At 75.3% G+C, this 23,748-nt stretch carries 17 protein-coding genes; 6 read left to right on the forward strand and 11 right to left on the reverse strand.

Annotated features, from left to right (window positions below; translation table 11 throughout):
* Positions 1-43 precede the first annotated feature (43 nt).
* From ACGFZN_RS34245 to ACGFZN_RS34270, 6 genes are all read right to left on the reverse strand, one after another.
* Positions 44-1,342, reverse strand: a complete 1,299-nt coding sequence (locus ACGFZN_RS34245) for an extracellular solute-binding protein (protein ID WP_393862356.1) — start codon at positions 1,340-1,342, stop codon at positions 44-46.
* Complete coding sequence (locus tag ACGFZN_RS34250) at positions 1,339-2,562, reverse strand: hypothetical protein (protein WP_393862357.1); 1,224 nt, start codon at positions 2,560-2,562, stop codon at positions 1,339-1,341. The genes ACGFZN_RS34245 and ACGFZN_RS34250 overlap by 4 nt, the downstream gene beginning before the upstream one ends.
* Positions 2,559-4,061: a VWA domain-containing protein gene (locus tag ACGFZN_RS34255; protein ID WP_393862358.1), complete on the reverse strand. Its 1,503-nt coding sequence runs from the start codon at positions 4,059-4,061 to the stop codon at positions 2,559-2,561. The genes ACGFZN_RS34250 and ACGFZN_RS34255 overlap by 4 nt, the downstream gene beginning before the upstream one ends.
* Before the next feature lie 47 nt (positions 4,062-4,108).
* Entirely contained in the window at positions 4,109-6,391 is a 2,283-nt protein-coding gene (locus tag ACGFZN_RS34260) for a tetratricopeptide repeat protein (RefSeq protein WP_393862359.1), read from the reverse strand.
* The gene (locus tag ACGFZN_RS34265) at positions 6,388-8,154 is read right to left on the reverse strand and encodes a trypsin-like peptidase domain-containing protein (RefSeq protein WP_393862360.1); all 1,767 of its coding nucleotides are present in this window, start codon (positions 8,152-8,154) and stop codon (positions 6,388-6,390) included. Before ACGFZN_RS34265 ends, ACGFZN_RS34260 begins: the two co-directional genes overlap by 4 nt.
* A 124-nt stretch (positions 8,155-8,278) precedes the next feature.
* A complete protein-coding gene (locus tag ACGFZN_RS34270) occupies positions 8,279-8,917 on the reverse strand; it encodes a phosphoribosyltransferase (RefSeq protein WP_393862361.1) in 639 nt (212 codons plus the stop codon).
* Positions 8,918-9,086: 169 nt separating this feature from the next.
* Between ACGFZN_RS34270 and ACGFZN_RS34275 the strand changes: the two genes are divergently transcribed.
* Both ACGFZN_RS34275 and ACGFZN_RS34280 read left to right on the forward strand, forming a co-directional pair.
* Complete coding sequence (locus ACGFZN_RS34275) at positions 9,087-9,854, forward strand: polysaccharide deacetylase family protein (RefSeq protein ID WP_393862375.1); 768 nt, start codon at positions 9,087-9,089, stop codon at positions 9,852-9,854.
* A gap of 71 nt (positions 9,855-9,925) precedes the next feature.
* A complete protein-coding gene (locus ACGFZN_RS34280) occupies positions 9,926-10,366 on the forward strand; it encodes an SRPBCC family protein (RefSeq protein WP_393862362.1) in 441 nt (146 codons plus the stop codon).
* A 105-nt stretch (positions 10,367-10,471) separates the two neighbouring features.
* Here ACGFZN_RS34280 and ACGFZN_RS34285 read toward each other — a convergent pair whose 3' ends face one another.
* On the reverse strand, positions 10,472-11,938 hold the full coding sequence (locus ACGFZN_RS34285; protein ID WP_393862363.1) for an NCS2 family permease: 1,467 nt from the start codon (positions 11,936-11,938) through the stop codon (positions 10,472-10,474).
* Positions 11,939-12,593: 655 nt separating this feature from the next.
* On the opposite strand from ACGFZN_RS34285, the gene ACGFZN_RS34290 reads away from it, so the two are divergent.
* Positions 12,594-14,267, forward strand: a complete 1,674-nt coding sequence (locus tag ACGFZN_RS34290; protein WP_393862364.1) for a PucR family transcriptional regulator — start codon at positions 12,594-12,596, stop codon at positions 14,265-14,267.
* Positions 14,268-14,433: 166 nt separating this feature from the next.
* Entirely contained in the window at positions 14,434-15,201 is a 768-nt protein-coding gene (locus tag ACGFZN_RS34295) for a hypothetical protein (RefSeq protein ID WP_393862365.1), read from the forward strand.
* A 609-nt stretch (positions 15,202-15,810) separates the two neighbouring features.
* On the opposite strand, the gene ACGFZN_RS34300 is transcribed toward ACGFZN_RS34295, so the two are convergent.
* A complete protein-coding gene (locus ACGFZN_RS34300; protein ID WP_393862366.1) occupies positions 15,811-16,599 on the reverse strand; it encodes a GntR family transcriptional regulator in 789 nt (262 codons plus the stop codon).
* Positions 16,600-17,034: 435 nt separating this feature from the next.
* On the opposite strand from ACGFZN_RS34300, the gene ACGFZN_RS34305 reads away from it, so the two are divergent.
* Positions 17,035-18,084 carry a DUF2637 domain-containing protein gene (locus ACGFZN_RS34305; RefSeq protein WP_393862367.1) on the forward strand — a complete coding sequence of 350 codons (1,050 nt, stop codon included), beginning with the start codon at positions 17,035-17,037 and terminating at the stop codon, positions 18,082-18,084.
* 69 nt (positions 18,085-18,153) lie between these two features.
* On the opposite strand, the gene ACGFZN_RS34310 is transcribed toward ACGFZN_RS34305, so the two are convergent.
* Together ACGFZN_RS34310 and ACGFZN_RS34315 are read right to left on the reverse strand one after the other, a co-directional pair.
* Positions 18,154-18,627, reverse strand: a complete 474-nt coding sequence (locus ACGFZN_RS34310; RefSeq protein WP_393862368.1) for an ATP-binding protein — start codon at positions 18,625-18,627, stop codon at positions 18,154-18,156.
* Between the two features lie 357 nt (positions 18,628-18,984).
* Positions 18,985-20,493: a protein phosphatase 2C domain-containing protein gene (locus ACGFZN_RS34315; RefSeq protein WP_393862369.1), complete on the reverse strand. Its 1,509-nt coding sequence runs from the start codon at positions 20,491-20,493 to the stop codon at positions 18,985-18,987.
* 510 nt (positions 20,494-21,003) lie between these two features.
* Here ACGFZN_RS34315 and ACGFZN_RS34320 point away from each other — a divergent pair.
* Positions 21,004-21,984: a helix-turn-helix domain-containing protein gene (locus ACGFZN_RS34320; protein WP_393862370.1), complete on the forward strand. Its 981-nt coding sequence runs from the start codon at positions 21,004-21,006 to the stop codon at positions 21,982-21,984.
* 62 nt (positions 21,985-22,046) lie between these two features.
* On the opposite strand, the gene ACGFZN_RS34325 is transcribed toward ACGFZN_RS34320, so the two are convergent.
* Entirely contained in the window at positions 22,047-23,177 is a 1,131-nt protein-coding gene (locus tag ACGFZN_RS34325; protein ID WP_393862376.1) for an SGNH/GDSL hydrolase family protein, read from the reverse strand.
* Positions 23,178-23,748 lie beyond the last annotated feature (571 nt).

A 23,748-nucleotide genomic window follows, 5' to 3' on the forward strand; every position in this document is an offset into this window, starting at 1 on the left:
TGACCGCGCCGCGGCGGGCGCTTGCGGTGGTACGCGGGGCGGGTCAGGGGGTGTGGTCGCAGACGGAGGGGAGCCAGGTCAGGTTCGGGGCGTGGCCGAGGGTGTCCAGGGAGGCCAGCAGCGTGTCGAGCCGGCGGGGGTCGGCGAGGTACTCGATCGTCGCCTCGGCGAACGCGTCGCGGACCGAGGGCGGCATCGCGTCGGAGGCGTCGAAGCAGTGCACCGCGCGCTCGTCGAGGAGGGTCCTGGCGAGTGAGCGGTGCCAGGCCGGGCCGGCGTCGGCGGGCGCCGGCTGGGCCTGCGGGTCGGCGGAGAAACCGGACTCCTTGGCGCTCCAGGCGCGTTGCGCGCCGGCCGAGGCGAGGTACCGGATCAGCGTCTGGGCGTGCGGGGTGTCGTGCAGCAGCGCGACCAGGTCCCCGGAGACCTCCCAGGCGCCGGTGGCGGTGGCCCCCGGGATCAGCCGGGCCGAGGGCTCGTAGCGGCCGTCCACGCGCTTCCAGGCGCTCTCCTGGCTGCGGATGAAGGACGCCTGGTGCTCCAGGGTGCAGCCGCGCGGCCGCGCGGTGACCGGCTTCGCCGCGTCCTGGTACGGCGTCTTCAGCGCCCGCCGCACCAGAGCGCCGTCCCCGCCCGCGCCCACCAGTTTCCCCCAGGTCGTCCAGGCCGACCGCACCTGCCGGGACCGCCAGGACAGCTCCCCGCGCGCCCAGCGCTGATAGACGGCGGGGCCGTACTTCTGTAGCAGGATGTCCTCGATCCAGTCGGTGCCCGGCCAGCCGCTGGTCGCCCCGGAGCCCATGCCGACGCACCACTGGCCGGGTCGGCGCGCCGCCTCGGTGCGCTGCCGCTCACTGGTGCCGGCCGGGTACCAGACGATGGACTTCAGGTCGGCCTTGAGCGGGAACCAGTACACGTGCCCGTTCAGCGGCGCGCTCCAGGACGCGCCGAAACCGGCGGCGGGCACGAGGCCGTCCAGCGGCTTCAGCTGTCCCTGCCCGGCGTAGTCCGCGAGTTCGCCGGGACCGGTGAGCACCACCACGTCCGGCGGCGTGCCCGCCTCCACGTCCGCGCCGAGCACCTGGCTCTCGGCGGAGCTGCCCTGGTAGTCGACGTGGATGTGGTACTTCCGCTGGAACGGCTCGATGACCGCCTGCCGGAAGTTCTGCTCGTCGGTCCCGGTCCAGTTGGCGAGCAGCGTGACGGTCGGCTCCTGGCCGAGGGCGCGTACGGCGAACACGACGGCCGCCGCCAGCAGGACCAGGCAGCTCGCCAGCACGGTCGCGGTGCGCAGGCGGCGGGGCCGGCGGCCGGCGGCGGGGCCGCCCTGCGGGGCGCTCACCGGGGCCTGAACCGGTAGTCGTCGATGTGCCGCCGCAGTCCCGTCTCGGCGAGGGCCATGAGCAGGATGCCTCCTACCAGGATCCAGACCGCGGCCGAAGCGCGGAAACCGGTGTCCGCCAGGTACGACGCGGTGTCCCGCCCGGCGCCGGTGATGAGCGGGCCGCTGGTCAGTTCGCGGTCGAGCAGGTCGCGGGTGTGCGCCATGCCCTGGTGCGTCCACGCCGTGAACAGCAGCGTGGCGGCGATTCCGGCCGCCAGCAGCGCGCCGGCGGCGAGGAGTCCCCGGTTGTAGCGGCGGCGGAAGCGCCGGCGCAGGAACAGCTGGGTCTCCAGCAGGGCCGCGGCGAGGGCGAGGGCCAGCAGCAGGGTCACGGTCCAGCCGAGCCACAGCAGCGGGCCGAACGAGGTCTGCCGCCGCACCGCGCCCCGCTCCTGCCGTTGCAGGGCCTTCAGCCGGGCCTGGACGCCGGAGCCCTGCTCGGTCAGGACGCTGGTGGCGTAGCTGAGGTAGGCCTCGCGCAACACGCTTCCGGCGGGCTGCAGTTGGGCCTGCTGGACCTTGACGGCGTACACCGTGATCAGCCCGGCGACCGTCTGCAGCGCCTGCCGGCCCGCCGTCCCGCCGACGTCGTCCCCGGCGGCGGCCGCGAGGCTCTGCGCAGCGACCGAGATCTGCTTCTGGAAGTCGCTGGTGGGCGCCGCCGCGCCGGCGTCCCGCTGGGCCTGCCCGAGCGCGTACAGCGCGGTGTCGATGGACAGCACGGCGGGCGCGCTGGAGGTGCGCAGCGGGTTCGCGTCGCCGTGCACGCCCTCGTACGACAGGAACAGCGACAGCGTCAGCAGCGCGGACAGGGTCAGCAGCAGGCGGTGGCGTACGGCGAGGTCGTGCGCGGTCGTGCTCCCGCCGCCCGGTGCGCGCCGCCCGGGAGGCAGGAGACGGCGCAGGCGGCGCAGGGGCGATCCGGCGCGGCTGCGGCGGTCGGCGGGCGAGGCCCGGTGGGCGGCCGGCGCGGCGCCGGGCACTCCCGGACCGGGCCCGCCGGCTGCGTGTCCCGGGCCGGTGCCGGGAGTTCCGGCGGTGCGGGGCGCCTCCCGCGGGTGGCCGCCGGCCGGGCCCGGCCAGCCGGGGGCGCCGGTGTCGCCGCCGGGGCGGCGGGGGTGGCGCGGCGGGCCGCCGGGGCCGTCGCCGGGCCGTGCGGCGCCGGTGTCCGCGGTCATGACTCCGGCTCCCTCAGCCGGCGGCCGCACGCGCCGCCGCAGTACACGGAGTCGGCCGGGCCGAGCCAGCCGCACTCCGGGCATTCGGTCAGGGCCTCGGCGCCGGCGGGCTCGGGGATCCCGGGGTCCGGCGGCGGTTGCGGGCCGGGGGGCGGCGGGGTGGTCAGGGCGCTGGAGAGGATCAGGTGCTGCCAGTCGACGTCCTTCAGGCCGGAGCGGATCCGCCCGGTGCCCGCACCGGTCCCGTCGTCCTCGATGGCCCGCAGGGCGTCCAGCAGTTGGGGGTCGCCCAGCTCCCCGGCCGCGGCCAGGGCGCGGGCCAGCGCGCTGTCCGCCGCGTCCCGGGCGTCGTCCCCGCGCAGCCAGGCCCTATAGGCCTCTGCGACGGCGGCGCTCGCCCGCTGGTACAGCTCGCTGCGCCGGACCGCGGGATGCTGCCGGGAGGCGTCGAGCGGGTGGTCGGTCCAGCGGACCAGGACCGGCCGGGGCGCGGGCAGCCGCACCGGTCGCCCGAAGTCGGGTACGGCGACCTCGACGGCGGCCAGTTGCAGGTCCTCGCCGAGCTCGCGGCCGGCCGGGTCGGCGGTGAGCACGACCTGGTAGTGCCGTACCTCCTCGCCCCAGGCGCGGGTGACGTACTCGGCGCCGGGGCCGGCCGGGAGGGGCGGCAGTTCCTGCTCGCGCGGGACCACCTGTTTGACCCGGCGGATCGCGGTGCCGGGGGTGGGGGTGATCCTGATCCGCAGCTCGGGGATGGTGGTGCCGAGCAGCCCGGTCATCAACTCCTCGTAGGCGGCGGTCAGTTCCGACTCCTCGCGGACCGCTCCGGCGCGGCCGTGCAGCCGCCGGGCGATGCGCAGCAGCTGCTCGGCGTCCCAGTCGTCACCGATGCCCCAGGCGTCGCAGACGAACCGGCCCTCGCAGGCGTCCAGGGCGGTGTCCAGCGGCACGGCGGCCCGGTGGTCGTGCTCGTTGCGCCCGTCGGTGAGCAGCAGGACGTGCTTGACGGGGGCGGGCTGGTCCTTCAGCAGCCGGCGGGCGAGGTCGAGCCAGGCGCCGAGGGCGGTGCCGCCGTCGGCGTCCAGGATGCGCACGGCACGCTCGGCGGCCTCCCGTTCGGCGGGTCCGGCCACGGCCAGCGGGGCCCGGCCGGGCCCGGGATGGACCACGGTGGCGCCGAACCGCCCGGACAGCACGGCGAACGCGGTGCCGTCGGGCAGCAGCCGGATCGCGGCGGCGGTGGCGTCCTTCGCGGCGCGCAGTTTGGCGGCGGGGTGGAGCATGGAGCGGGAGGTGTCGACGATCAGCACCTCGGCGAGCGCGGGGGCCGCCCCGTGCGCGGGGCCGTCGCCGGGCCCCGGGCCGTCGGGACCGCGGACGCCGATCTCCAGGATGGCGTGCATCTCCCGGTCGGCGGGCTGCCCGGGCGCGGCCACCACGGGCAGGTCCCTCTGCTGGCCGACCGCGAGCGTCACCTCGATCTGCTCGGCCACGGTCATCGTGTGTCCCCTCGGTGGTCAGGGCGTGCGCGGGCGTCGGACGGGCGTCAGAAGGTGGTCATGGGCCGTACGTCGTGGGCGAGGTCGAGCAGCCGGCCGTGCTCCCCGGCGGTGCGGGCCTGCGCGGCGAGCTGCCGGAAGGAGTGCTCCAGCAGCCGGCGCAGACTGTCCTCGTCACCGGGTCCGAGCAGGCCGCCCGCGGGGAACTCCGGCCCCCAGCCCTGTTCCGGGCGGCAGTGCAGGGCGTTCTCGCGGACCTCGGCGACCAGCCGGGCCCGGGACCCGCCGTCGGCGGCGCCGCCGTCCAGGCTCAGTCCGGGCAGCCGGCGGGCGGCGTCGCGCAGATCGGCCGGTGTGGGCGGGTTGCCGTACAGGACGCCGGCGCGGATGCGGACGGCCGCGATCCGGGCGGTGTCGTGGTGGCGGGAGGTGGCGGGCACGTCGTCGAGGACGCGGACGGCGGCGTCCCGGTCCCCGGCGGCCAGATGACCGCGGGCCAGGCCGAAGGCGGCGGCGGTGTGCGCGAAGTCCCGTTTCCAGACCGCCTCGTAGAACCGCATGGCCCGCGGGCTGCGCCGCGGGCCGGCCTCGTGCTCGGCGCAGTAGGCGAGGGCGAGCTTGGGCACGTACTCGCCGGGCAGCGCCCGGTGGACGGCGTCGAAGGCGGCGCCGGCCTGCCGTACCTCGCCACCGCTGAGGTGGAGCACGCCGCGGTGCCAGGCGATCCGCCAGTCGTGCGCGGCGGCGCGTTCGCCGAGCTGGGTCTCGGCCTCGGCGAGCCAGCTCTCGGCCTGTTCCCGCTCGCCCTTCCTGAGGTAGGCGCGGCACAGCCACAGCGCGGTCTCCGGGGTGCCGAGGCGGGACTCGCGGGGCCACTGCCGGGCGATCCGGTCGGGGGCGTCGGGCGGGAAGGCGTCCAGCAGCAGGGCGGCGCCGTCGTCGGGGTCGGGGACCGGCTCGGGCAGGGCGCCAGCGACCTCGGCGGGCGGCGGCGGGGAGACGTCGAGGCCGCGGGGCCGCCCGCCGGGGCCGGCGGTCCAGTGGTCGAGGGCGGGGATCGCGCCGAGCCCGGCGTCGAGGCTGGCGCCGGTGGCCCGGAACCGGGTGGAGCTCTCCGGCAGTTGCTCGCCGAACTGCAGCGAACGGAACTCCCTGAGCACCTCCCAGAGTTGACGGGACATCTCGGCCGCGGACCGGAAACGGGCCCGGGGTTCGGGGTGGACGGCGCGGTCGATCAGCCGGCGGAAGGAGTCCGGGGCGAGGCCGCGGGCCGGTTCGGTGCCGCGGAAGAGGGCCTGGAGGGTCATGCCGACGGTGTAGAGGTCGCTGTCGACGTGCCAGCCGCGCCGCTCGATCTCCTCCTCCGGCGGCGCGTACGCGGCCGTGTAGACGTAGCGGGAGCCGCGGTCGCCGATCGCCCGGACGGCGCCGAGGTCGATGACCTTGATCGCCCGGCCGAAGTGGATGACGTTGGCCGGCTTCATGTCGCAGTACAGCAGCCCCCGCTCGTGCATGTACTCCAGCGCGCCGAGGATCTTGCAGCCGTAGGTGAGGACGTGGTCCAGGCGGGGGCGGCCCCGGAAGATCCGCTCTACGTCGTCGGCGTCGAACAGCTGCTGCAGGGAGCGGCCGCCGATGTAGTCCATGACCAGGTAGCCGGTGGGCGGGCCGTCCGGCGGAGTGTGGTCGGCGTAGGTGATGATGCGGACGATGTCGGGGTGGTGCAGGTCGGTCAGGGAGCGGCGCTCCTCGACCGCGGTGCGCCGGGCGAGCGCGTCGTGGGCGTCGATCTGGGCCTTGAGGACGACCCGGTACCCCTCGGCGCGGGTGTCCTCCGCGAGGTAGACCCAGCCCAGGCCGCCGCGGGCGAGGCAGCCGAGGACGCGGTAGTGGCCGGCGACCACGTCGTCCTTCTTCAGCTGCGGCACGAAGGAGTAGGGCGTGCCGCAGCGGGGGCAGCGGCCGGTGTCCCGGGCGGGCTGGCCGCCGTAGCCGACGCCGACGGTCATGGTGCAGCCCTCCCCGCGGCAGCGGCGGCCGCCGGTGGGCGGGCGGAAGTCGGTCATGACCACGTCGTCGGGTACGGGGACCTCGGGCAGGACGACCAGTCCGTGCTGGTCGAGGTCTCCGACGCCGGCGACGGCGTGCACGGCCGGCGGGCCGGGGCTCTCCTCGGCGGGGGTGTCCGGGGGCGCGGTCCGGGGCGCGGCCGGCGGTGCGGCGGCCGGACGCTCCTGCGGGCTCGGCTCGATGTGCCGCCGGCCGCAGGTGTCGCAGTAGCCGGTGGCCATGATGTGGCCCGCGCAGCCGGGCCGGGCGCAGGAGATCACGGCGCGCTCTCCTTTCCGGGTGCGCCGGGCGTCCGGGGGAGGCCGGGGGCGTCGGACGGTCCGGAGGCGCGGGATGCGGCGGACGCGTCCGGGGCGTCCGGGGCCGTCGGTGCGCAGGCCGAGCAGAAGCCGACGAAGCGGCCGACGGCGGCCTCGGCCCGCTCGATGTCGCAAGGGGTGTGCCGCAGGCGGGACAGGGCCTGCTCGTAGAGCCGGTAGGCGTCCATGAGCCGGTCGTCCTGCGCGGCGTGTTCGCGGCACAGCGGCCACTCGGCGCTGACCCGGCCGAGGAGTTCCTCACGGCGGCGCAGCCGGGCCTCGAGCGCGCCGATCGCCTGCTCCAGGCGCTGCCGGCGGCGGTCGGCGGCGTCCTCGAAGGTGAACAGCAGGTCGGCGCGCGCCGGTTCGCGTTCTCGTTCGGGGGTCTGGTCGACCCAGGCGCGCAGCATCCGGGTGCGCCGTACGCCCGCCTCGGCCTGCTCCACCAGCTGCCCGGCGCCGGGCCCGGGCAGCACGCGGTCCCGGAGCCGGTCGAGGATCGGCCCCAACTCGTCGGTGATCCGGTCCAGTTCGGTGTTCAGCCGGTTCCAGCGGTCGCGCAGCGGATGGTGTACGAGCAGTTCTTCGGCCTCGTCGGCGCGTACTCCCCGGCTGCGGAAGACCAGCAGCAGCCGCGCCCCCTGCCGGGCGAGCCGGTCCGCCAGACCCAGCAGGGCGACGGGTTCGGCGCACTCGTCGACGCCGACCAGGACGGCGGTGAGCGGGACGCGCAGGGCGCCGAGCCGTTCGGGCCGGACGTCGTCGCGGATGCCCAGGCGGGCGGCGATCCGGTCCATGACGTCGGCGGCGGTCAGTCCCTTGACGTCCAGGGCCAGGTCGTGCGCCCCGGCCGGGGGCACCGTCTCGGGCGGGTCGTGGCTGAAGCCGCTGGTGTTGCGGTCGGTGCGCAGTTCCCGGTCGGCGAGGGTGACGGCCCGGCCCAGGGTCCAGGCGCGGTCGCTGTGCGCGGGGGCGACGGCGACCAGCACGGGCCAGCCCTCGCCGCGGAACCAGGAGGCGAGCCGGGTGGCGAACGCCACGTCCAGCGCGCCGTCCGCGGCCGAGGCCGCCGTGCGCAGCCGGGGGTCGACCGCCTCGGCGCCGTCGGTCCAGGCGGCGACCTGCGGCAGATGGCGCAGGATGGTCTCGGTGGGGCTCATGTAGCTGAACCCCTCGTCCACGCTGAGCACGATGCCGATGACCTGGTTGATGCCGTGGTCGACCACTCCCCCGCCGCTGAAGCCGGGGGCGGCCAGCTCGCCCTCCGTCAGGGGCCGCAGCTGCACCTGGCTGTCCCGGCCCCGGGCGGCGACGAGGGTGGCGCCGTGCCAGCGGCCGCCGTCGTGGCCGGCCGGAAAGCCGTACATGCTCACCGGTCCGTGCGGGGTGGCGAGCCGGTGGAGCCGGGTGGTGTGCGCGGCGGGCAGGGGCTGGGTCAGCCGCAGCAAGGCGAGGTCGCCGCTGAGGTCGCCCCAGCGGTCCTCGTACGGCGGCACGTGCTCGGCCGCGTCCACCGTGCCGGTCACGGCGGCGAGTTCGGGCACGCCGACCAGGCGGACGACGTAGCCCGGGCCCGGCCGGACGACATGGCCCGCGGTGAGCACCTGGTCGGGGGCGAGCAGCACCCCGGCACCGAGGACCCGTCCGTCCGGCGCCTCGATGCGCGCGATCCAGGACGGTGTCCGTAACCACGACTTGACGGCTCGCTCCCCCGTGCGCGTCATGACCCCGAGGTTACTCCGCGTACCGGCCCGGTACTACTGGTGTGCACGGGGGCGTTACGCAGGAACGGGACCGAAGTCCGCCGAGGGACACCGGCGCCGCGGGATGCGGCACGGCCCGCGCACGTCAACGCCCCAGCGCCGCCAGCACTTCCGTGTCCGAGAGCTGCTCGAAGTCCTCGTACCACTGGCCCACCGCGCTGAACTCGGCCGGCTGGTGCGGGCACAGGACCCTGTCGGCCTCTCCGGCGAGCCGCCGCACGGAGTCCGGGGCGCCGACGGGCACGGCGAGGAGGAGCTGTGCGGGACTCCGGCGCCGTACGTGGCGCAGCGCCGCGCGGGCGGTGGCGCCGGTGGCCAGGCCGTCGTCGACGACGATCACGGCACGGCCGGCCGGGTCGGGCGCCGGGCGGCCGCCGCGGTAGCGCTCCTCGCGGCGGCGCAGCTCCTGCCGTTCGCGTTCGACCACCGGGGCCATGGACTCCTCGGTCAGTCCGAGCCGTTCCAGGGTGCCGGCGTTGTAGAGGGGCGGGTCGTCGCCGACGAGCGCGCCGACGGCGAACTCCCGGTGGTGCGGGGCGCCGATCTTGCGGACGACGAGGACGTCGAGCGGCGCGTCGAGGGCGCGGGCGACCGGCTCGGCGACGGCGATGCCGCCCCGTGGCAGGGCGAGGACGAGGGGGTCGGCGAGGGCGCCCTGTGCGCGCAGGTCGCTCAGCAGTCCGGCGAGTTCCCGCCCGGCTTCGGCACGGTCCCGGAAGCGCATGGCCGTCCTCCTTCGCGGTGCCTCTCCCTCCATGGTGCTACCGGTGGGGCCGGCGAGGCACGCGGAGCATGCGCCATATTCGAACGCTCGAACTATAAACCGAGTGTATAGTCACCGCATGTCTCAATCGACCGACAAGATGCCGATGCCGCCGCGCACGCCCGGGAAGATGCGCGAAAGGGCCCGCAGGTTGCGTCCTGCCGCGCTCGCATCGGCCGCGCTGGGACTGGCGATCACGCTGTCCGGCTGTGCCCGGGTGGACACGACCGCGCCGAGCGCCGCGCGGGCCGCGGCGGCACACGGCGCCCCGGCGAGGTTCGGGACCGTCGACTGCCGCGAGGCCAAGTGCATCGCGCTCACCTTCGACGCGGGCCCCAGCGAGAACTCCGCACGGCTGCTCGACATCCTCAAGCGGAAGAAGGTCCCGGCCACCTTCTTCCTGCTCGGCAAGAATCACATCGAGAAGTACCCGCAGCTGGTCAGGCGGATGGCTGCCGAGGGACACGAGGTGGCCAGCCACACCTGGGACCACAAGATCCTCACGCGGATACCGGACGCGCAGATACGCGAGGAGCTCAAGCGCCCCGACGACGCGATCGAGCGGCTCACCGGGCGCAGGCCCACGCTGATGCGTCCGCCGCAGGGCCGTACCGACTCCGATGTGCACGAGATCGCCAAGGAGGAGGGCCTGGCGGAGGTGCTGTGGAGCGTGACCGCCAAGGACTACACCACCGAGGACTCGGCGCTCATCACCAAGCGGGTCCTGGACCAGGCCTCGCGCGACGGGATCATCCTGCTGCACGACATCTACCGGGGGACCGTGCCCGCCGTGCCCGGCATCATCGACGCGCTGAAGGCGCGCGGCTACGTCTTCGTGACGGTGCCTCAGCTGCTGGCGCCCGGAAAGGCGGAACCGGGCAAGGTGTACCGCCCCTGACGCCGCCGCGCGCCGGGTGCGGCGCACGCCGGGCGTCCGGCGCGACGGCCCGCATTGCCTACGATCGTGCCGTGCCGATCTTCTCCCTCTCCCGTACGGCCCCGCTCCCCCTCGACGAGGCGTGGCGCCGGCTCACCGAGTGGCCCCGCCACGCCGACGCGGTCCCGCTGACCCGGATCAGGGTGCTCACCCCCGGGCCCACGGGTGTGGGGACGCGCTTCGTGGCCCGGAGCGGTGTGGGCCCGCTGGCCGTCGACGACGTGATGGAGGTGACGGTGTGGCGCCCGCCGGCCGGCGGCGAGGGCGGGCGGTGCCGCCTGGAGAAGCGCGGCCGGGTGCTGCGGGGCTGGGCGGAGATCGAGGTCCTGCCGGGTCCCGGGGGCCGCAGCCGGGTGCTGTGGCGCGAGGAGGTCCGCGTGCGCTTCCTGCCCCGCGCCGCCGACGACGCGCTGCGGGCCCCGGCGCGGTACGTCTTCGGACGGGCCGCGAACCGGCTGCTCAGGCGGGCGTGACCGGTCCCGGGCGGCGCGGGCGGAGACGGGGCCGGAAGGGGCACCGGGAAGTACGACGGGCCGGCGGAGGACCGCCGGCCCGTCATCGTCCTGCCGGCGAGGTGGCTAGTGCACGCCCAGCAGTTCCCGGATCGGGTGCAGCGCGAAGTAGACGACGAAGAGCACCGTCAGGCCCCACATGAAGGCCCCGATCTCCCGCCACTTGCCCTGCGCGAGCTTGATGACGACGTAGGAGATCACGCCGGCGGCGACGCCGGGGGTGATCGAGTAGGTGAACGGCATGATCACGACGGTGAGGAAGACCGGGATCGCGACGGAGCGGTCCGCCCAGTCCACGTGACGGGCGTTCATCATCATCATCGCGCCGATGGTGACCAGGGCGGCCGAGGCCACCTCGCGCGGCACGATCGCCGTGATCGGCGTGAAGAAGAGGCACAGGGCGAAGAAGCCGCCGGTGACCACCGAGGCCAGTCCGGTGCGGGCGCCCTCGCCGACGCCGGTCGCGGACTCGACGAACACGGACTGGCCGGAGCCGCCCACGACACCGCCGACGACACCGCCGGCGCCGTCGATGAACAGCGCCTTGGACAGCCCCGGCATGCGGCCGCGCTCGTCGGCGAGGTTGGCCTCGGTGCCGATGCCGATGATGGTGGCCATCGCGTCGAAGAAGCCGGCGAGCACGAGGGTGAAGACGATCATGGTGACCGTCATGTAGCCGACGTCGCCCAGGCCGCTGAAGGACACCTTGCCGATGAGCGAGAAGTCCGGCATGGACACGGCGCCGCCGTGCAACGCGGGGCTCTCGCCGTTCGCCCAGGACTTGTCGTCCACGAGCCCGAACGCGTTGACGACGATCGCGAGCAGGGTGCCGGTGACGATGCCGATGAGGATGGCGCCCGGGACGTTCCGGGTCTGCAGCGCGAAGATGAGCAGCAGCGTGACGGCGAAGAGCAGCACGGGCCAGCCGACGAGTTCGCCCTTGTCGCCCAGCGTCACGGGGGTCGCCGTGCCGGCGTGCACGAACCCGGCCTTGACCAGGCCGATGAACGCGATGAACAGGCCGATGCCCATCGTGATGCCGTGCTTGAGCGGCAGCGGGATCGCGTTCATGATCATCTCACGCAGGCCGGTGACCACCAGAAGCATGATCACGACGCCGTACGCGACGCACATGCCCAGGCCCTGGGCCCAGGTCAGGGTCTTGGTCCCCATGACCAGACCGGCCAGCACACCGGAGACGGAGAGTCCGGCGGCCATGGCGAGCGGCACCTTGCCGACCCAGCCCATGAGGAGAGTGGTGGCCGCCGCGCCGAGCGCGGTCGCCGTGATGAGCGCCTTCTGACTCAGGGAGTCGCCGGACCTGTCCGCGCCGCTGAGGATCACCGGGTTGAGCAGAAGGATGTACGCCATCGCCATGAAGGTGGTGACGCCACCGCGGACCTCGGTCGCGACGGTGGATCCTCTTTCGGATATGTGGAAGTACCGGTCGAGCCACGACCTGCCGGCCGAGGGACGCGAACCCGCGCCCGCGTCCTCGGCGGTGGTCGTCGGCTCCACTGACTGCTGGGTCATGGTGCCATCTCCCAAGGTTCATAGGGACACCCGTACACCTGTGTCAGGCACGGGATTTGGGAATGGACGACCCGGGGGACGGCCCGAGACGAACAAAGGGGTGGTGCTTCGGGGCCCGCGAGCGGTGCGGAACCGAAGGGGGTTCCTCCGGGCGGCGCGGCGGAGTGTGTGACGTTCCCTGCGCCGCCCGGAGAGCTGTGGGGTTGTTACGCGGTCCCGTACGGTGGCCGGGCCGCACCGGGGTGCGGCCGGACTCCGGCCCGGTCGCGTCCCGGATCGCCGCGCGGACGGCCGGCGAGGCGCAGGAGGTCCATGACCGGCTCTCTTCTTCGTCTCGGGGGGGGCGTACGGATCGAGCCATTCCGCGGGCGGCGGCCCCGGCTCGTTCACGTCGTGTTCACGTGGAGTGGACTCAGTACACCGTCCAGCGCTCCGGCCGGGTCAGTCACCGAAAACATGAAGGAGTTGGCTGGCCACGGCGGGCATCTTGTAGATTCGTATGAACGGAGGTCGTCGGTCACCTCTCCGATTTCCCGCAGAACCGCAGGAAACAGCGCGGAGACCCCGGAGACGCCCTGTGCGTCCGGTCCGGGCGACTCCCCCGTCACCCTCCAAGATCATCGTAGGTTTCGAGACAAAGAACGGCGGCGACGAGATGCGGCTGCGCGCACTTCTGGACACCGATGCGCTGGGCCTGCGGCTGCTCGGCGGCGAAGAGGAACTGGACCGGTCGGTGCGCGGCGTCATGACCACCGACCTGCGCGACCCGAGCCGCTACCTCTCCGGGGGCGAGCTGGTGCTCACCGGTCTGGCCTGGCGCCGGGACGCCGACGACTCCGAGCCCTTCGTGCGGATCCTGGTGCAGGCCGGGGTGGCGGCGCTCGCGGCCGGCGAGGCGGAGCTGGGCGACATACCCGACGACCTGGTCGTGGCCTGCGCCAAGCACCGGCTGCCGCTGTTCGCAGTGCACGAGTCCGTGGCGTTCGCGACCATCACCGAGCACGTCGTACGGCAGGTCTCCGGCGAGCGCGCCGGCGACCTCGCGGCGGTGGTGGACCGGCACCGGCGCATGATGACGTCCGGCCCGGCGGGCGGCGGCCCGGACGTGGTCCTCGACCTGCTCGGCTCCGACCTGGACCTGCGCGCCTGGGTGCTGGCCCCGACCGGGCGGCTGATCGCCGGCTCCAAGGTGCACGGCCCGGCGCTGTCCACGGAGACCTGCGCGCGGCTCGCCGCCGAGCACCTGGCGGCCACCCGCACCGGCCGGCGCGGCCCGCACCGGGTCCTGCTGGCCGGTACGACCTACTCGCTGTTCCCGATCCGCTCCTCCGGCCGCTCCCCGCAGGGCGCCCGTGACGTGCGCGAGACGGTGCTGTCGGACTGGCTGCTGGCCGTCGAGGCGGACGCCGGCGACTGGCCCGAGGAGCGCCTGGACCTGCTGCAGGGCGTCACCCAGCTGATCGCCGTGGAGCGGGACCGGCGGGACGCGGCGCGCACGGTGCGGCGCCGGCTCGCCCAGGAGGTGCTGGAGCTGGTGCAGACGGGCGCCGCGCCGGCCGAGATCGCCGCCCGCCTGAGGGTGGCCGCCCCGGTGCTGCTGCCCGGCCTCGGCGCGGCCCCGCACTGGCAGGTCGTGGTGGCCCGGGTGGAGTGGGAGGGCGGTGAGGTCGAGGGCGGCCCGGTCGCCCAGTCCCTGCTGGAGGAGATCCTCGTCGACCCGCTGGCGACCGGCCCGGAGCCGTCGGACCGGATCGCCGTCGCGCACACCGGCGACGAGGCGATCGCCCTGGTGCCGCTGCCCGCGGTCGCCGCCGAGCACGACGGCTCGGAGACCGGCCTGCTGGCCGATTCCCTGCTGCGGTCGGTGCGCGAGACGCTGTCCGCCGGCCTGAACGACGACGGCCGGCTCACCCTCGGTGTCAGCGCGGCCGTGCACTCCGCCGAGGCGCTGCGCGGCGCCCTGGAGGAGGCCCGGCACGCCCGCCGGGTGGCGGCCGCCCGGCCGGGCCGGGTCTGCGCGGCCGGGCACCAGGAACTGGCCTCGCACGTCCTGCTGCTCCCCTTCGTCCCGGACGACGTCCGCCGCGCCTTCACCGCCCGCCTGCTGGACCCGCTGCGGGAGTACGACCGCCGCCACCGGGCCGAGCTGATCCCGACCCTGGAGGCCTTCCTCGACTGCGACGGCTCCTGGACCCGCTGCGCCACCCGGCTCCACCTGCACGTCAACACGCTGCGGTACCGGGTGAGCAGGATCGAGCAGTTGACGGGACGGGACCTGTCGCGCCTGGAGGACAAGCTCGACTTCTTCCTCGCCCTGCGCATGAGCTGAGGTCAGCGGGGTGCGGGGCGGCCGGATGCGGCAGCGCCCGCGCCCCGCCACTTTGTGAAATCTTTCACCCACCCTCTTGGCCCGGCCCCGCGATTGGTGCTGGAATGCCGCCACCACTCAACAGCTCGATGGCGTGCTCGGGGAGGGCAACGTGGCGCATCCCGCCATGTCTGGTAACGGAACGACCGCCGGTGACGATCCTCTCCAGACCGCGGTATGGCGGCTGCGCTCGCGGGCCTGCTGGGCCGACGCGGCGGCCCTGCTGCCGCCGGACACCCCCGCCACGGCCCTGCAGCGGGCCGCGCTGCTCGTCGAACGGTGCCTGTACACGGAGCGGGGCTGGGCGGACGCCGAGGACGCCCTGCGGACGGCGGAGGCGCTCGCGCACACCGACGAGGAGCGGGGGGCGGCCGCCTGCGAACGCGGCCAACTCGCCTACACCGCCACGCTGCACGGCGTCCGGGACCGCGCGGACGAGGCGCGGGCCGCGCTGGGGCGGGCGGCGGCGCTGATCCCTCCGGGGGCGCCGTTGCGGGCCCTGCTGGACTTCCGCCGCGGTCTGATCGCGGAGAACCTGACCCGCTCCCCGCAGGCGGCGCGGGCCGCGTACCGCCGGGCGCACGCGGGCGCCGCCGCGCACGCGGACGCGTTGCTGCTGTCCTTCACCTGGCGCCACCTGGCCGGACTCGCCCTGCGCGACGGGGAGTTGGCAGAGGCCCGGCACGGGTTCGCGGAATCGCTGCGGATCCGCGAGGAACTGGGCTACCTGGTGGGCACGGCCCCCGCGCTCGCCTCGCTGGCCGACGCGGAGTCCGAACCGGAGGCGTCCCGCCTGCGCGAGGAGGCCCGCCGGCTGTTCCGCCTCCTCGGCGGGGTACCGACCTGGCTGGCCCGCCAGCTGACCCCGCCCGCACCCGGGGTGGCCACGGCGTAGCGCCGGACGGAAGCCGTTTCGTCGCGGGGTGCCGTGGCGTCGCGGGGTGCCCGCTCGTCGCCGGGGGCCGTCTCGTCGCCGAGCGCCGTCACGTCGCGGGGTACCGTCGCGTCGCCGCGTGCCCGCCCGTCGCCCGGGGGGCCGTCTCGTCGCCGAGCGCCGTCACGTCGCCGCGTGCCGTCTCGACGCCGGGGGCCGTTTCGTCGCCGCGTGCCCGCTCGTCGCCGGGGCCGCGTTGCCGCCGAGTGCCGTCACGACGCGGGGTGCCGCCGCGTCGCCGCGGGCCGTCGCGTCGTCGGGTGCCGTCACGACGCCGGGGGCTGTCGCGTCGTCGGGGGCCGCGTTGTCGCCGCGTGCCCGTTCATCGCCCGGCTGCCGTGTTGTCGCAGGGTGCCGTCGCGTCCCGTGTGCCGTCTCGACGCCGGGGGCTATCGCGTCCCGTGTGCCGTCTCGACGCCGGGGGCCATCGCGTCGCCGCGTGCCGTCTCGTCGCAGGGTGCCGTAGCGTCCCCGGGCGCCATCGCGTCGCCGGGCGCCATCGCGTCGCCGAGTGCGGGCGGGTCGGCGCTTCCCGGGCGGTTCCCCGTGCCCCCTTCGCGGTGCCTCGGCTCAGCTTGCGCCTGCGAAGTGCTCGGTGACCAGGGCCCGTACCATGTCCACGTCACGGGCGATCAAGGCGTCCAGCAGTGCGGTGTGCTCGGCCGCGTCGGCGACCAGGTATGCCCGGCCCTGCCGGACCGGCGGCCACTGGGCGCGGCGGTGCAGGTCGGCGGCGATGCGGACCAGTTGCTCGTTGCCGGACAGGGCGAGCAGCGCGCGGTGGAACGCCCGGTCGGACTCGGCGTACGCCGCCGGGCAGCCGGAGGCCGCCGCGCGTGCCGTCTCCTCCGCGAGCGGACGCAGTTCGGCCCACCGCTCCCCGGGCACGGTCCGGGCCAGCCGCAGCATCACCGGCACCTCGATGAGCGCGCGCACCTCCGCCAGCTCGGCCAGCTCCCGCGCCCCGCGCTCGACGACCCGGAAGCCGCGGTTGGGCACGACCTCGACGGCGCCCTCCAGGGCGAGCTGCTGCATGGCCTCGCGCACCGGCGTCGCCGAGACGCCGAACCGCTCGCCGAGCACCGGCGCCGAGTAGACCTCGCCCGGCCGCAGCTCCCCGGTCACCAGGGCCGCACGCAGCGCGTCCAGGATCTGCCCCCGTACCGAGGAGCGCTGCACCGCGGGCCGCGCGCCGGGGACCGGCCGCTCGCCGTGCGTGTGCTCGCCCCGGGCCGCGGGCACGGCGGTGTCCCGCTCGCGGAAGCCGTCGAGGCCGTCCGCCGCGCGCGCCTGCGCGGGCACCCGGGCCTCGCCGGGCGGGGTCCCCGCGCCGGCGGAGCCCTGCGCGCTCTGCTTCACGGGTCCCTCCTGGCGGCTTGTCGGCACTTGGGTCATTAACGGCGGGTTGTCGTTTCTCCGTCAAGCACCATAGGCCGCCGACGCGCCAGGTCAAACTCGCCGAGGAGGCAGCCGAGGCAAGCCTTGCCTAAGTCTCCGCACCGCGCGGCGTCCACTAAGATCATCGCCGGTACGGCCGCCCGCACGCCTCACCTCCTCCGACAGGTGATTCACAACTTCCTCACCCGTCGCGGGAACTTTCCCAGGAACCACCCGTACGGGTAGTCTTATTCGAACTCAACTCCCGCCCCTCATGCGGTAGTTCGAGCAGAACGCCGTCCTGGGCATCCCCTTGCGCTTTCTTGGCGGCCTCTTGCCCCGAAACCCCCTGAGGGCCCTCGGGAGTGGGCCACTATGGCGGGCGTTACGCCCTATCCCCATGCAAGGGACCCTCTGATGAGACTGACCGACATATCGCTGAACTGGCTGCTTCCGGGCGCCGTGCTGCTCCTGGGCATGCTGGTCGCGGTGGCGGTGCTCGCGCGCGGCAAGCGCACCTCCGGGGAGAACGCGAGCGCGGACGACTCGTGGGAGCGCAGCGAGGAGCGCCGCAGGCGCAAGGAGGCCATCTACGGCACGGCCTCCTACGTGCTGCTGTTCTGCTGTGCGGCGGTCGCGGCCGCCCTGTCCTTCCACGGCCTCGTCGGCTTCGGCGAACAGAACCTGGGGCTGACCGACGGCTGGCAGTACCTGGTGCCGTTCGGCCTGGACGGCGCGGCGATGTTCTGCTCCGTGCTCGCGGTGCGCGAGGCCAGCCACGGCGACGCGGCGCTCGGCTCCCGGATACTCGTGTGGATGTTCGCCGCGGCGGCGGCCTGGTTCAACTGGGTGCACGCGCCCCGGGGCGCCGGCCACGCGGGTGCGCCGCAGTTCTTCTCCGGTATGTCGCTGTCGGCGGCCGTGCTGTTCGACCGCGCGCTGAAGCAGACCCGCCGGGCCGCGCTGCGGGAGCAGGGCCTGGTGCCGCGTCCGCTGCCGCAGATCCGCATCGTGCGCTGGCTGCGGGCCCCCCGCGAGACCTACAAGGCCTGGTCGCTGATGCTCCTGGAGGGCGTGCGCAGCCTGGACGAGGCGGTCGAGGAGGTCCGCGACGACAAGCGGCAGAAGGAGGAGCAGCGGCAGCGCCGGCGCGACCAGCAGCGCATCGAGCGCGCCCAGCTGAAGGCGATCAGCCGCGGCCACCGCGGTTTCGTGGGCCGCGGCGGCCGGGAGGTCGAGGTCGAGGTGCAGGCGGTCGAGCGCGGCCCCGCCCCGGCGAGTGCGGAGCCTGCCATATCGGCCGCGGAGCAGCTGCCCGTGCGCGCCCGTCCCTCCCTGCAGCCGGTCCGCAGCGCGTCCGCTGAGCCGGTGACCGTCGACCTCACCGCGGAGGACGACACCATGGCGCTGCCGCGCCTGGACTCCCTGGAGCGCAAACTGAAGGACCTGGAGCAGCAGTTCGGCTAGGCCGGCGGTTCCGCACGGGCCGGGGGCGTGACCGCACGGGTCACGCCCCCGGCCCGTTTCCGCCGCGTGTCACGCCGCCTCGGCGCCCAGTTCGAACCACACCGACTTGCCCACCCCGTGCGGCCGTACGCCCCAGGCGTCCGCGAGGGACTGCACCAGCAGCATGCCCCGCCCATGGGTGTCGTCGTCCGAGCCCGGGCCGGTCAGCTCGGGTCTGCGGGCCACGAAGTCCCGTACCTCCACGCGCAGTCCGCCGGGCTCCAGGACCGCGGTGAGGACCGCGTCGTCGTCGGTGTGGACGAGCGCGTTGGTGACCAGTTCGCTGGTGAGCAGTTCGGCGATCTCCGAGCGGCCCGGCTTGCCCCAGTGCCGCAGCAGTTCGCGCAACTCCCGGCGGGCCTCGGGCACCGCCCTGAGATCGGCCCGGCCCAGCCTGCGCCGCAGCCGGTGTGCGTGTGCCCTGATGGTGCCGGCCTCTTCCCCCGTCGCCGCCGAGGAGGCCCCGACGACCGCGGGACCGCCCCCTCGTGCCTGACTCTTCATGACCCCCGCCCGCACGCCGCTGGACCCTGCCCCTCCTGGTCGAACACGTTCACGCAGGATGCTTGCCCAGCGCGCACACAGCCAGTCATCAGCCGTGCGCGATGACCGGCGGTTCGGCCACGGCCGTACGGCACCCGGGGGCGCCCGCAGGGCCGTGCCGCGCCGGGCGCGCGGGCCTCCGCACGGCGCGGGCCGCCTCGAACGCCCCGGGACGCCAAGGCAGATGCGCCCGGCACCGGCCGTCGGCACACCGTCACGCGCCGTGAAACTGGCTGAAATCCGCTCCCCGGCACCGGGTTTCCATCCGGGCGCGGCGCGGCGCGCGCAAGCCGCCCCGGGGGCGCACGGGCCACACGGTCACGCCTCCCACACGGCCGCCGCCGTACGGTCGTCGGCGTAGCCCTTCACGCGCACCTGGGCGTCGGCGAGGAACGCGGCGAGCCCCGGCGGGGTCCGGCCGGCCCAGCGGCGGGCCAGGTAGGCGCAGAGGGCGGCCTCGTCGCGCAGCGGATCGGCCAGGCCCGCGGTGCACATCAGCAGGGCGTCGCCCGGGCGGGCTATCGAGGCGCGGAACCGGAAGGGCTCCCGGGGCGGCTCGGGCGCCGGCTCGTACGGGCTCGGCGGGGTCGGGATGCCCAAGTCCATGGTGAGCCGGTCGCCTTCGGGTGTCTGTGCCGGGGGCGAGCCGAAGCCGACCACGGGCACGCCGGTGCCGGCCTCGGCGGTGACCTGCGGCTCGATGTCCTGCCACACGCCGTCGCGCAGCCGGAACAGGCCGCCTGCGCCGACGCCGAAGAAGACGCGGGTACGGCAGCCGGGATCGGCGGGCAGCAGCAGGCAGCGCAGGCTCGCCGTGTACTGCTCGGGGTCGACGCCCCGTTCGGCGGCGCTCGCACGGAGTCTGCCGAGGCTGCGGTCGGTCAGCCGGTTCAGGCCCGACTTCAGGTCGCCGCGCCGGGCCGCCCGGATGTCCTCCACGAGCCGGTGATGGCTGCGGCCGACGGCCCGCCCGATCCACCGGCACGCCTCGGCCGCCGCCAGATGCGCGTCGGGGGCCCCGCGCACCCCGGTCGCCATCGCGACGAGCACCAGCGCGTTCTCGCCCGTCCCGAACCGCGCGGTCAGCAGCGAGTCCCGCCGCGGCTCGCCCCGGAACCGCGCCGAGTCGCCCCGCAACGACACCGCTCGCACCGTGCACGCCCCGTACCGGGCCCCGTCCAGCACGGTGTCCGCGGCCAACTCCCCCAGCCCGTCGGGATCGGCGACCGGCAACGCGGTGGGCTCGGGGTCGTAGGTGGGCGGCCCCGAGCCGACGTAGTCGACGGAGGAGGGGGGTGGGGGCGCGGCGGTGGTGGGGGCCGGGGACGCCTCCTGCGGCTCGGCGGGCGGCGCGGAAGCGGTCGGCGGGGGCGGGGCCTGCGGCTCTGGTGCGGGCTGTCCGGCGGGTGGCGCAGGGGGTTCCGGTTCCGCCGGGCGAAGGGGCTCGGCGGGTTGCTGTGCCGTCGGCCGGGGTGGCTCGGGCGGGGTCGGGCGGCGGGGCGGCGGTACGTCGGTGGAGGCGGCGGGAGGCGGTGGGGCGGGCGGGGCCTCGGGCGCGCGTTGCGCCGGCAGCGCGGGCTCCCGGTGAGGCGGTGCCGGTGCCGGGGGATCCTCGGAGGCCGGGTCGCCCCTGGTGTCGTCGCCGGGGCCGGCCTGAGTGGGCGGTGCCGTGAACGGGCGGCCCGTCACCGTGCGCTTCGCGGAGGCGAAACGGTCGTCCAGGGAATCGGCCGCGGCCGCCGGCCCCGTGTCCGCGGTGGAGTCGTCGTACAGCTGTCCCCACCAGTCGTCCTCGGGACGGGCGGGCCTTCCCCCCTGCTGGCTCATGCTCCTGATTGTCCACCGCGGGGGCCGTCTGAAAACGGGGCATCGGGAAAATCCGGCGCACCCGGCACCGTCGGAGGGCGCGTCGGGTGAGGGCCGGAACAGCCGTACGAAGGGCGGCAGATGAGGGAAAGGGGGCCGCCGGGCGGCCCCACCCCCCACGGGAGGACCGCCCGGCGGCGTCCGAAGTGGCCCGGTCCCGGATCCCCTTCGCGTGACTCGCACGCGTCCGGGCCCGGGCCACGGCCCACGGCGGCCGGGGCCGTATCAGGGCACCCGGCCGACTGGCCCGATTGTGGCTTGGCTTCCTGGGACGCGGCTGTGCATCCGGTGCACGCTCGCGTTCCGTGATGCTGCCACCTTGGCAGAGTCACCACAGGTGCGGCGATGATGTTGCGCGGCGGGTTTGCGCCGTGGCCGGTTTCCGCCAGCCCGGGCCCGTCATGGCAGCTTCTCGGTGGCGAGTTCTCGGGCCCGGCGCCGGGCCCGTTCCAGGGGAGGGGACGTGAGCCGATGCTGGCGGCGATAGGGCTGGACGAGACGCACGAGGCGGCGTACAGGGCGCTGGTGTCCGTGGGCGCGGCCGACGTGACCGATCTGGCGCGGCGCCTGACGCTGTCGGAGCCGGAGGCGGAGCGGGCGCTGCGCCGGCTGGAGCGGCAGGGGCTCGCCGCCCAGTCGCCGGCCCGGCCGGGCCGCTGGGTGGCCGCGCCGCCCGGTGTCGCCCTGGGCGCGCTGCTCACCCAGCGGCGGCACGAGCTGGAGAAGGCGGAGCTGACGGCGGCGCTGCTGGCGGAGGAGTACCGGGCGGCGGCGGCCGAGCCCGCGGTGCACGACCTGGTCGAGGTGGTGACCGGCGCCGCGGCGGTCGCCCAGCGCTTTCTGCAGCTGCAGCTGGGGGCGGCCGAGGAGGTGTGCGCGCTGGTCACCGGCAATCCGGTGGTCGTGTCCGGCGTGGAGAACGAGGCCGAGGAGCAGGCGGCCGGACGCGGGGTGCGCTACCGGGTGGTGGTGGAGCGCGCGGTGCTGGAACTGCCGCACGGACTCACCGAGTTGTCGGCGGCGCTGGCCCGCGACGAGCGGGTGCGGGTGGCGGACCGGGTGCCGACCAAGCTGGTGATCGCCGACCGTGCGCTCGCGATGGTGCCGCTGACCTCGCGCACGGCCGAGCCGGCCGCGCTGGTGGTGCACGCCAGCGGGCTGCTGGAGCTGCTGGCCGGGCTGTTCGAGTCGGTGTGGCGGGAGGCGCTGCCGCTTCGGCTGGAGGCGTCCGGGGTGGTCGAGGAGGAGCCGGACCAGCCCGACGCGACGGATCTGGAGGTGCTGTCGCTGCTCCTGGCCGGGCTGACCGACGCGAGCGTGGCCAAACAGCTCGACCTGGGCCTGCGGACCGTGCAGCGCAGGGTACGGCGGCTGATGGAGCTGGCCGGGGTGACGACCCGGCTCCAACTGGGCTGGCACGCGTACGAGCGGGGCTGGGTGACCCGCGCCTGAGCCCGGGACGCGCGTGCGGAACCCCGGCCGGCCGGCGTGGTCGCCGCCCGCCGGACACCCCGTCACCCGGGCAGCGCGCGCAGCACGAGGCCGGCGAGCCGTGCCATGCCCGTGTCGTTGAAGTGCAGGTGGTCCCCGGGGTCGTAGGCCGGCAGGAGGCGGGTCGGCTCGGCCGGGTCGCGCAGGGCGGCGTCGGCGTCGGCGACCGCGTCGAACACGCCGCCGGTGCGGATGAACGCGTTCACCCGCTGCCGTACCGCCTCGCGCGCGGCCGTGTAGGCCGGAAAGCCCCCGTACGGCGTGAGGGTGACGCCGACGACCCGGACGCCCCGCGCGTGGGCACGGGCGACCAGCGTGCGGTAGGCCGCGGAGTACGCGGAGACGACGTCGGCCGTCGGGACGCCCTTGATGTCGTTGATGCCCTCCAGGACGACCAGCACCCGCACCCCGGTGCGGTCGAGCGCGTCGGCGTCCAGGCGGGCGAGGGCGCTCGGTCCGGCGCCGTCCCGGAGCAGACGGTTGCCGGAGATCCCGGCGTTGAGGACGCCGAGCCGGTCCGCGCGGAGACGGTCGGCGAGCCGGTCCGGCCAGCGGCGGTTGGTGTCGGGCGTGGAGCCGTTGCCGTCGGTGAGGGAGTCGCCGAACGCGACGACGCTGCCGGTGGCGGGGCCGAGGACGTCGACGCCGGTGACGTAGTACCAGCAGCCGACCGTCGTGGTGTACGCGGCGCCGTCCTCGTCCGCGGCCCGGCCCGCGCCCCGCGGCGCGATGTAGCTGGTCTGCAGGGCCGTCCGGTGGAAGGTGGCGGGACCGTCGTCGCCGGGGGTCGCGACGGTGACGAGCAGGTCGGCCGCGCGCCGGACGGACAGCGGCACCGGATCGGTGACCGTGTCCTCGCCGGGCGGGACGGTGACCGTACGGGCGCCGCCGAACGTGGCGACGCGCAGGGTGCCGGGCAGCGCGCCGGGGCCGGCGGCCCGGAGCGCGACGGTGACCGCGCCGAGCCGCAGCGGCGCGCTGCCGAAACGGTTGCTGAGCCGCACGCGCACGGCCCTGCCGCCGACGCTGAGGTGGACCACGTTGCGCACGGCGGCACCGGGCAGCGCGGCGGCGGTGCCCGAGGGCGCGCTCTCCCAGCTCCCGGTCCAGCGGTCCGGCGACACCCCGACCCCGGGACCGCCCACCCCGCGCACCGCCGGCCCCTCGCCGCTCCGGCTATCCGCCGTGGTCGGGTCACCGGTCAGGACCCGGCCACCGGTCAGGACCCAGTCACCGGTCACGGCCCAGCCACCGGTCAGGGCCCGACCACCGGTTACGGCCCACTCACCGGTCAGAGCCCGGCCACCGGTTGCGAGCCGGCCACCAGTCGCGCGCTGGCCACCAGTTCCGGCCCAGCCACCAGTCGCGGCCCGCGAGACCACCCCCGGCCCCGGGCCACCAGTCGCAGCCCGCGGCCCCGGCGCCGCGGTGGCCGGATGTGCCGGTTGTGCCGGGCCCGGCAGCATCGCCAGTACCAGTACCGCGAGGATCCGCCCGACCCCGGTCATCCGCGCACCCGACCTTCCCCGTAGCCCGTCGGAGCAGACCGTGCCACACGGCCGGGCCGTGCCGCCGTACCCTCGGCGGGCATCCACCCGCTCGGCGCAACCGGGCGGCGTAGGGCGGCAGCCCTAGTGTGCTGCGCCAGAAATCACGAGGGTTAGTTGGTACCTTCTTTCCGTGGCGCATCGAGGTCCTGCTGCTGTGGAGATCGTTCTTTCCGAG

This window comes from Streptomyces sp. NPDC048192, from assembly GCF_043202415.1.
Lineage (GTDB): Bacteria > Actinomycetota > Actinomycetes > Streptomycetales > Streptomycetaceae > Streptomyces.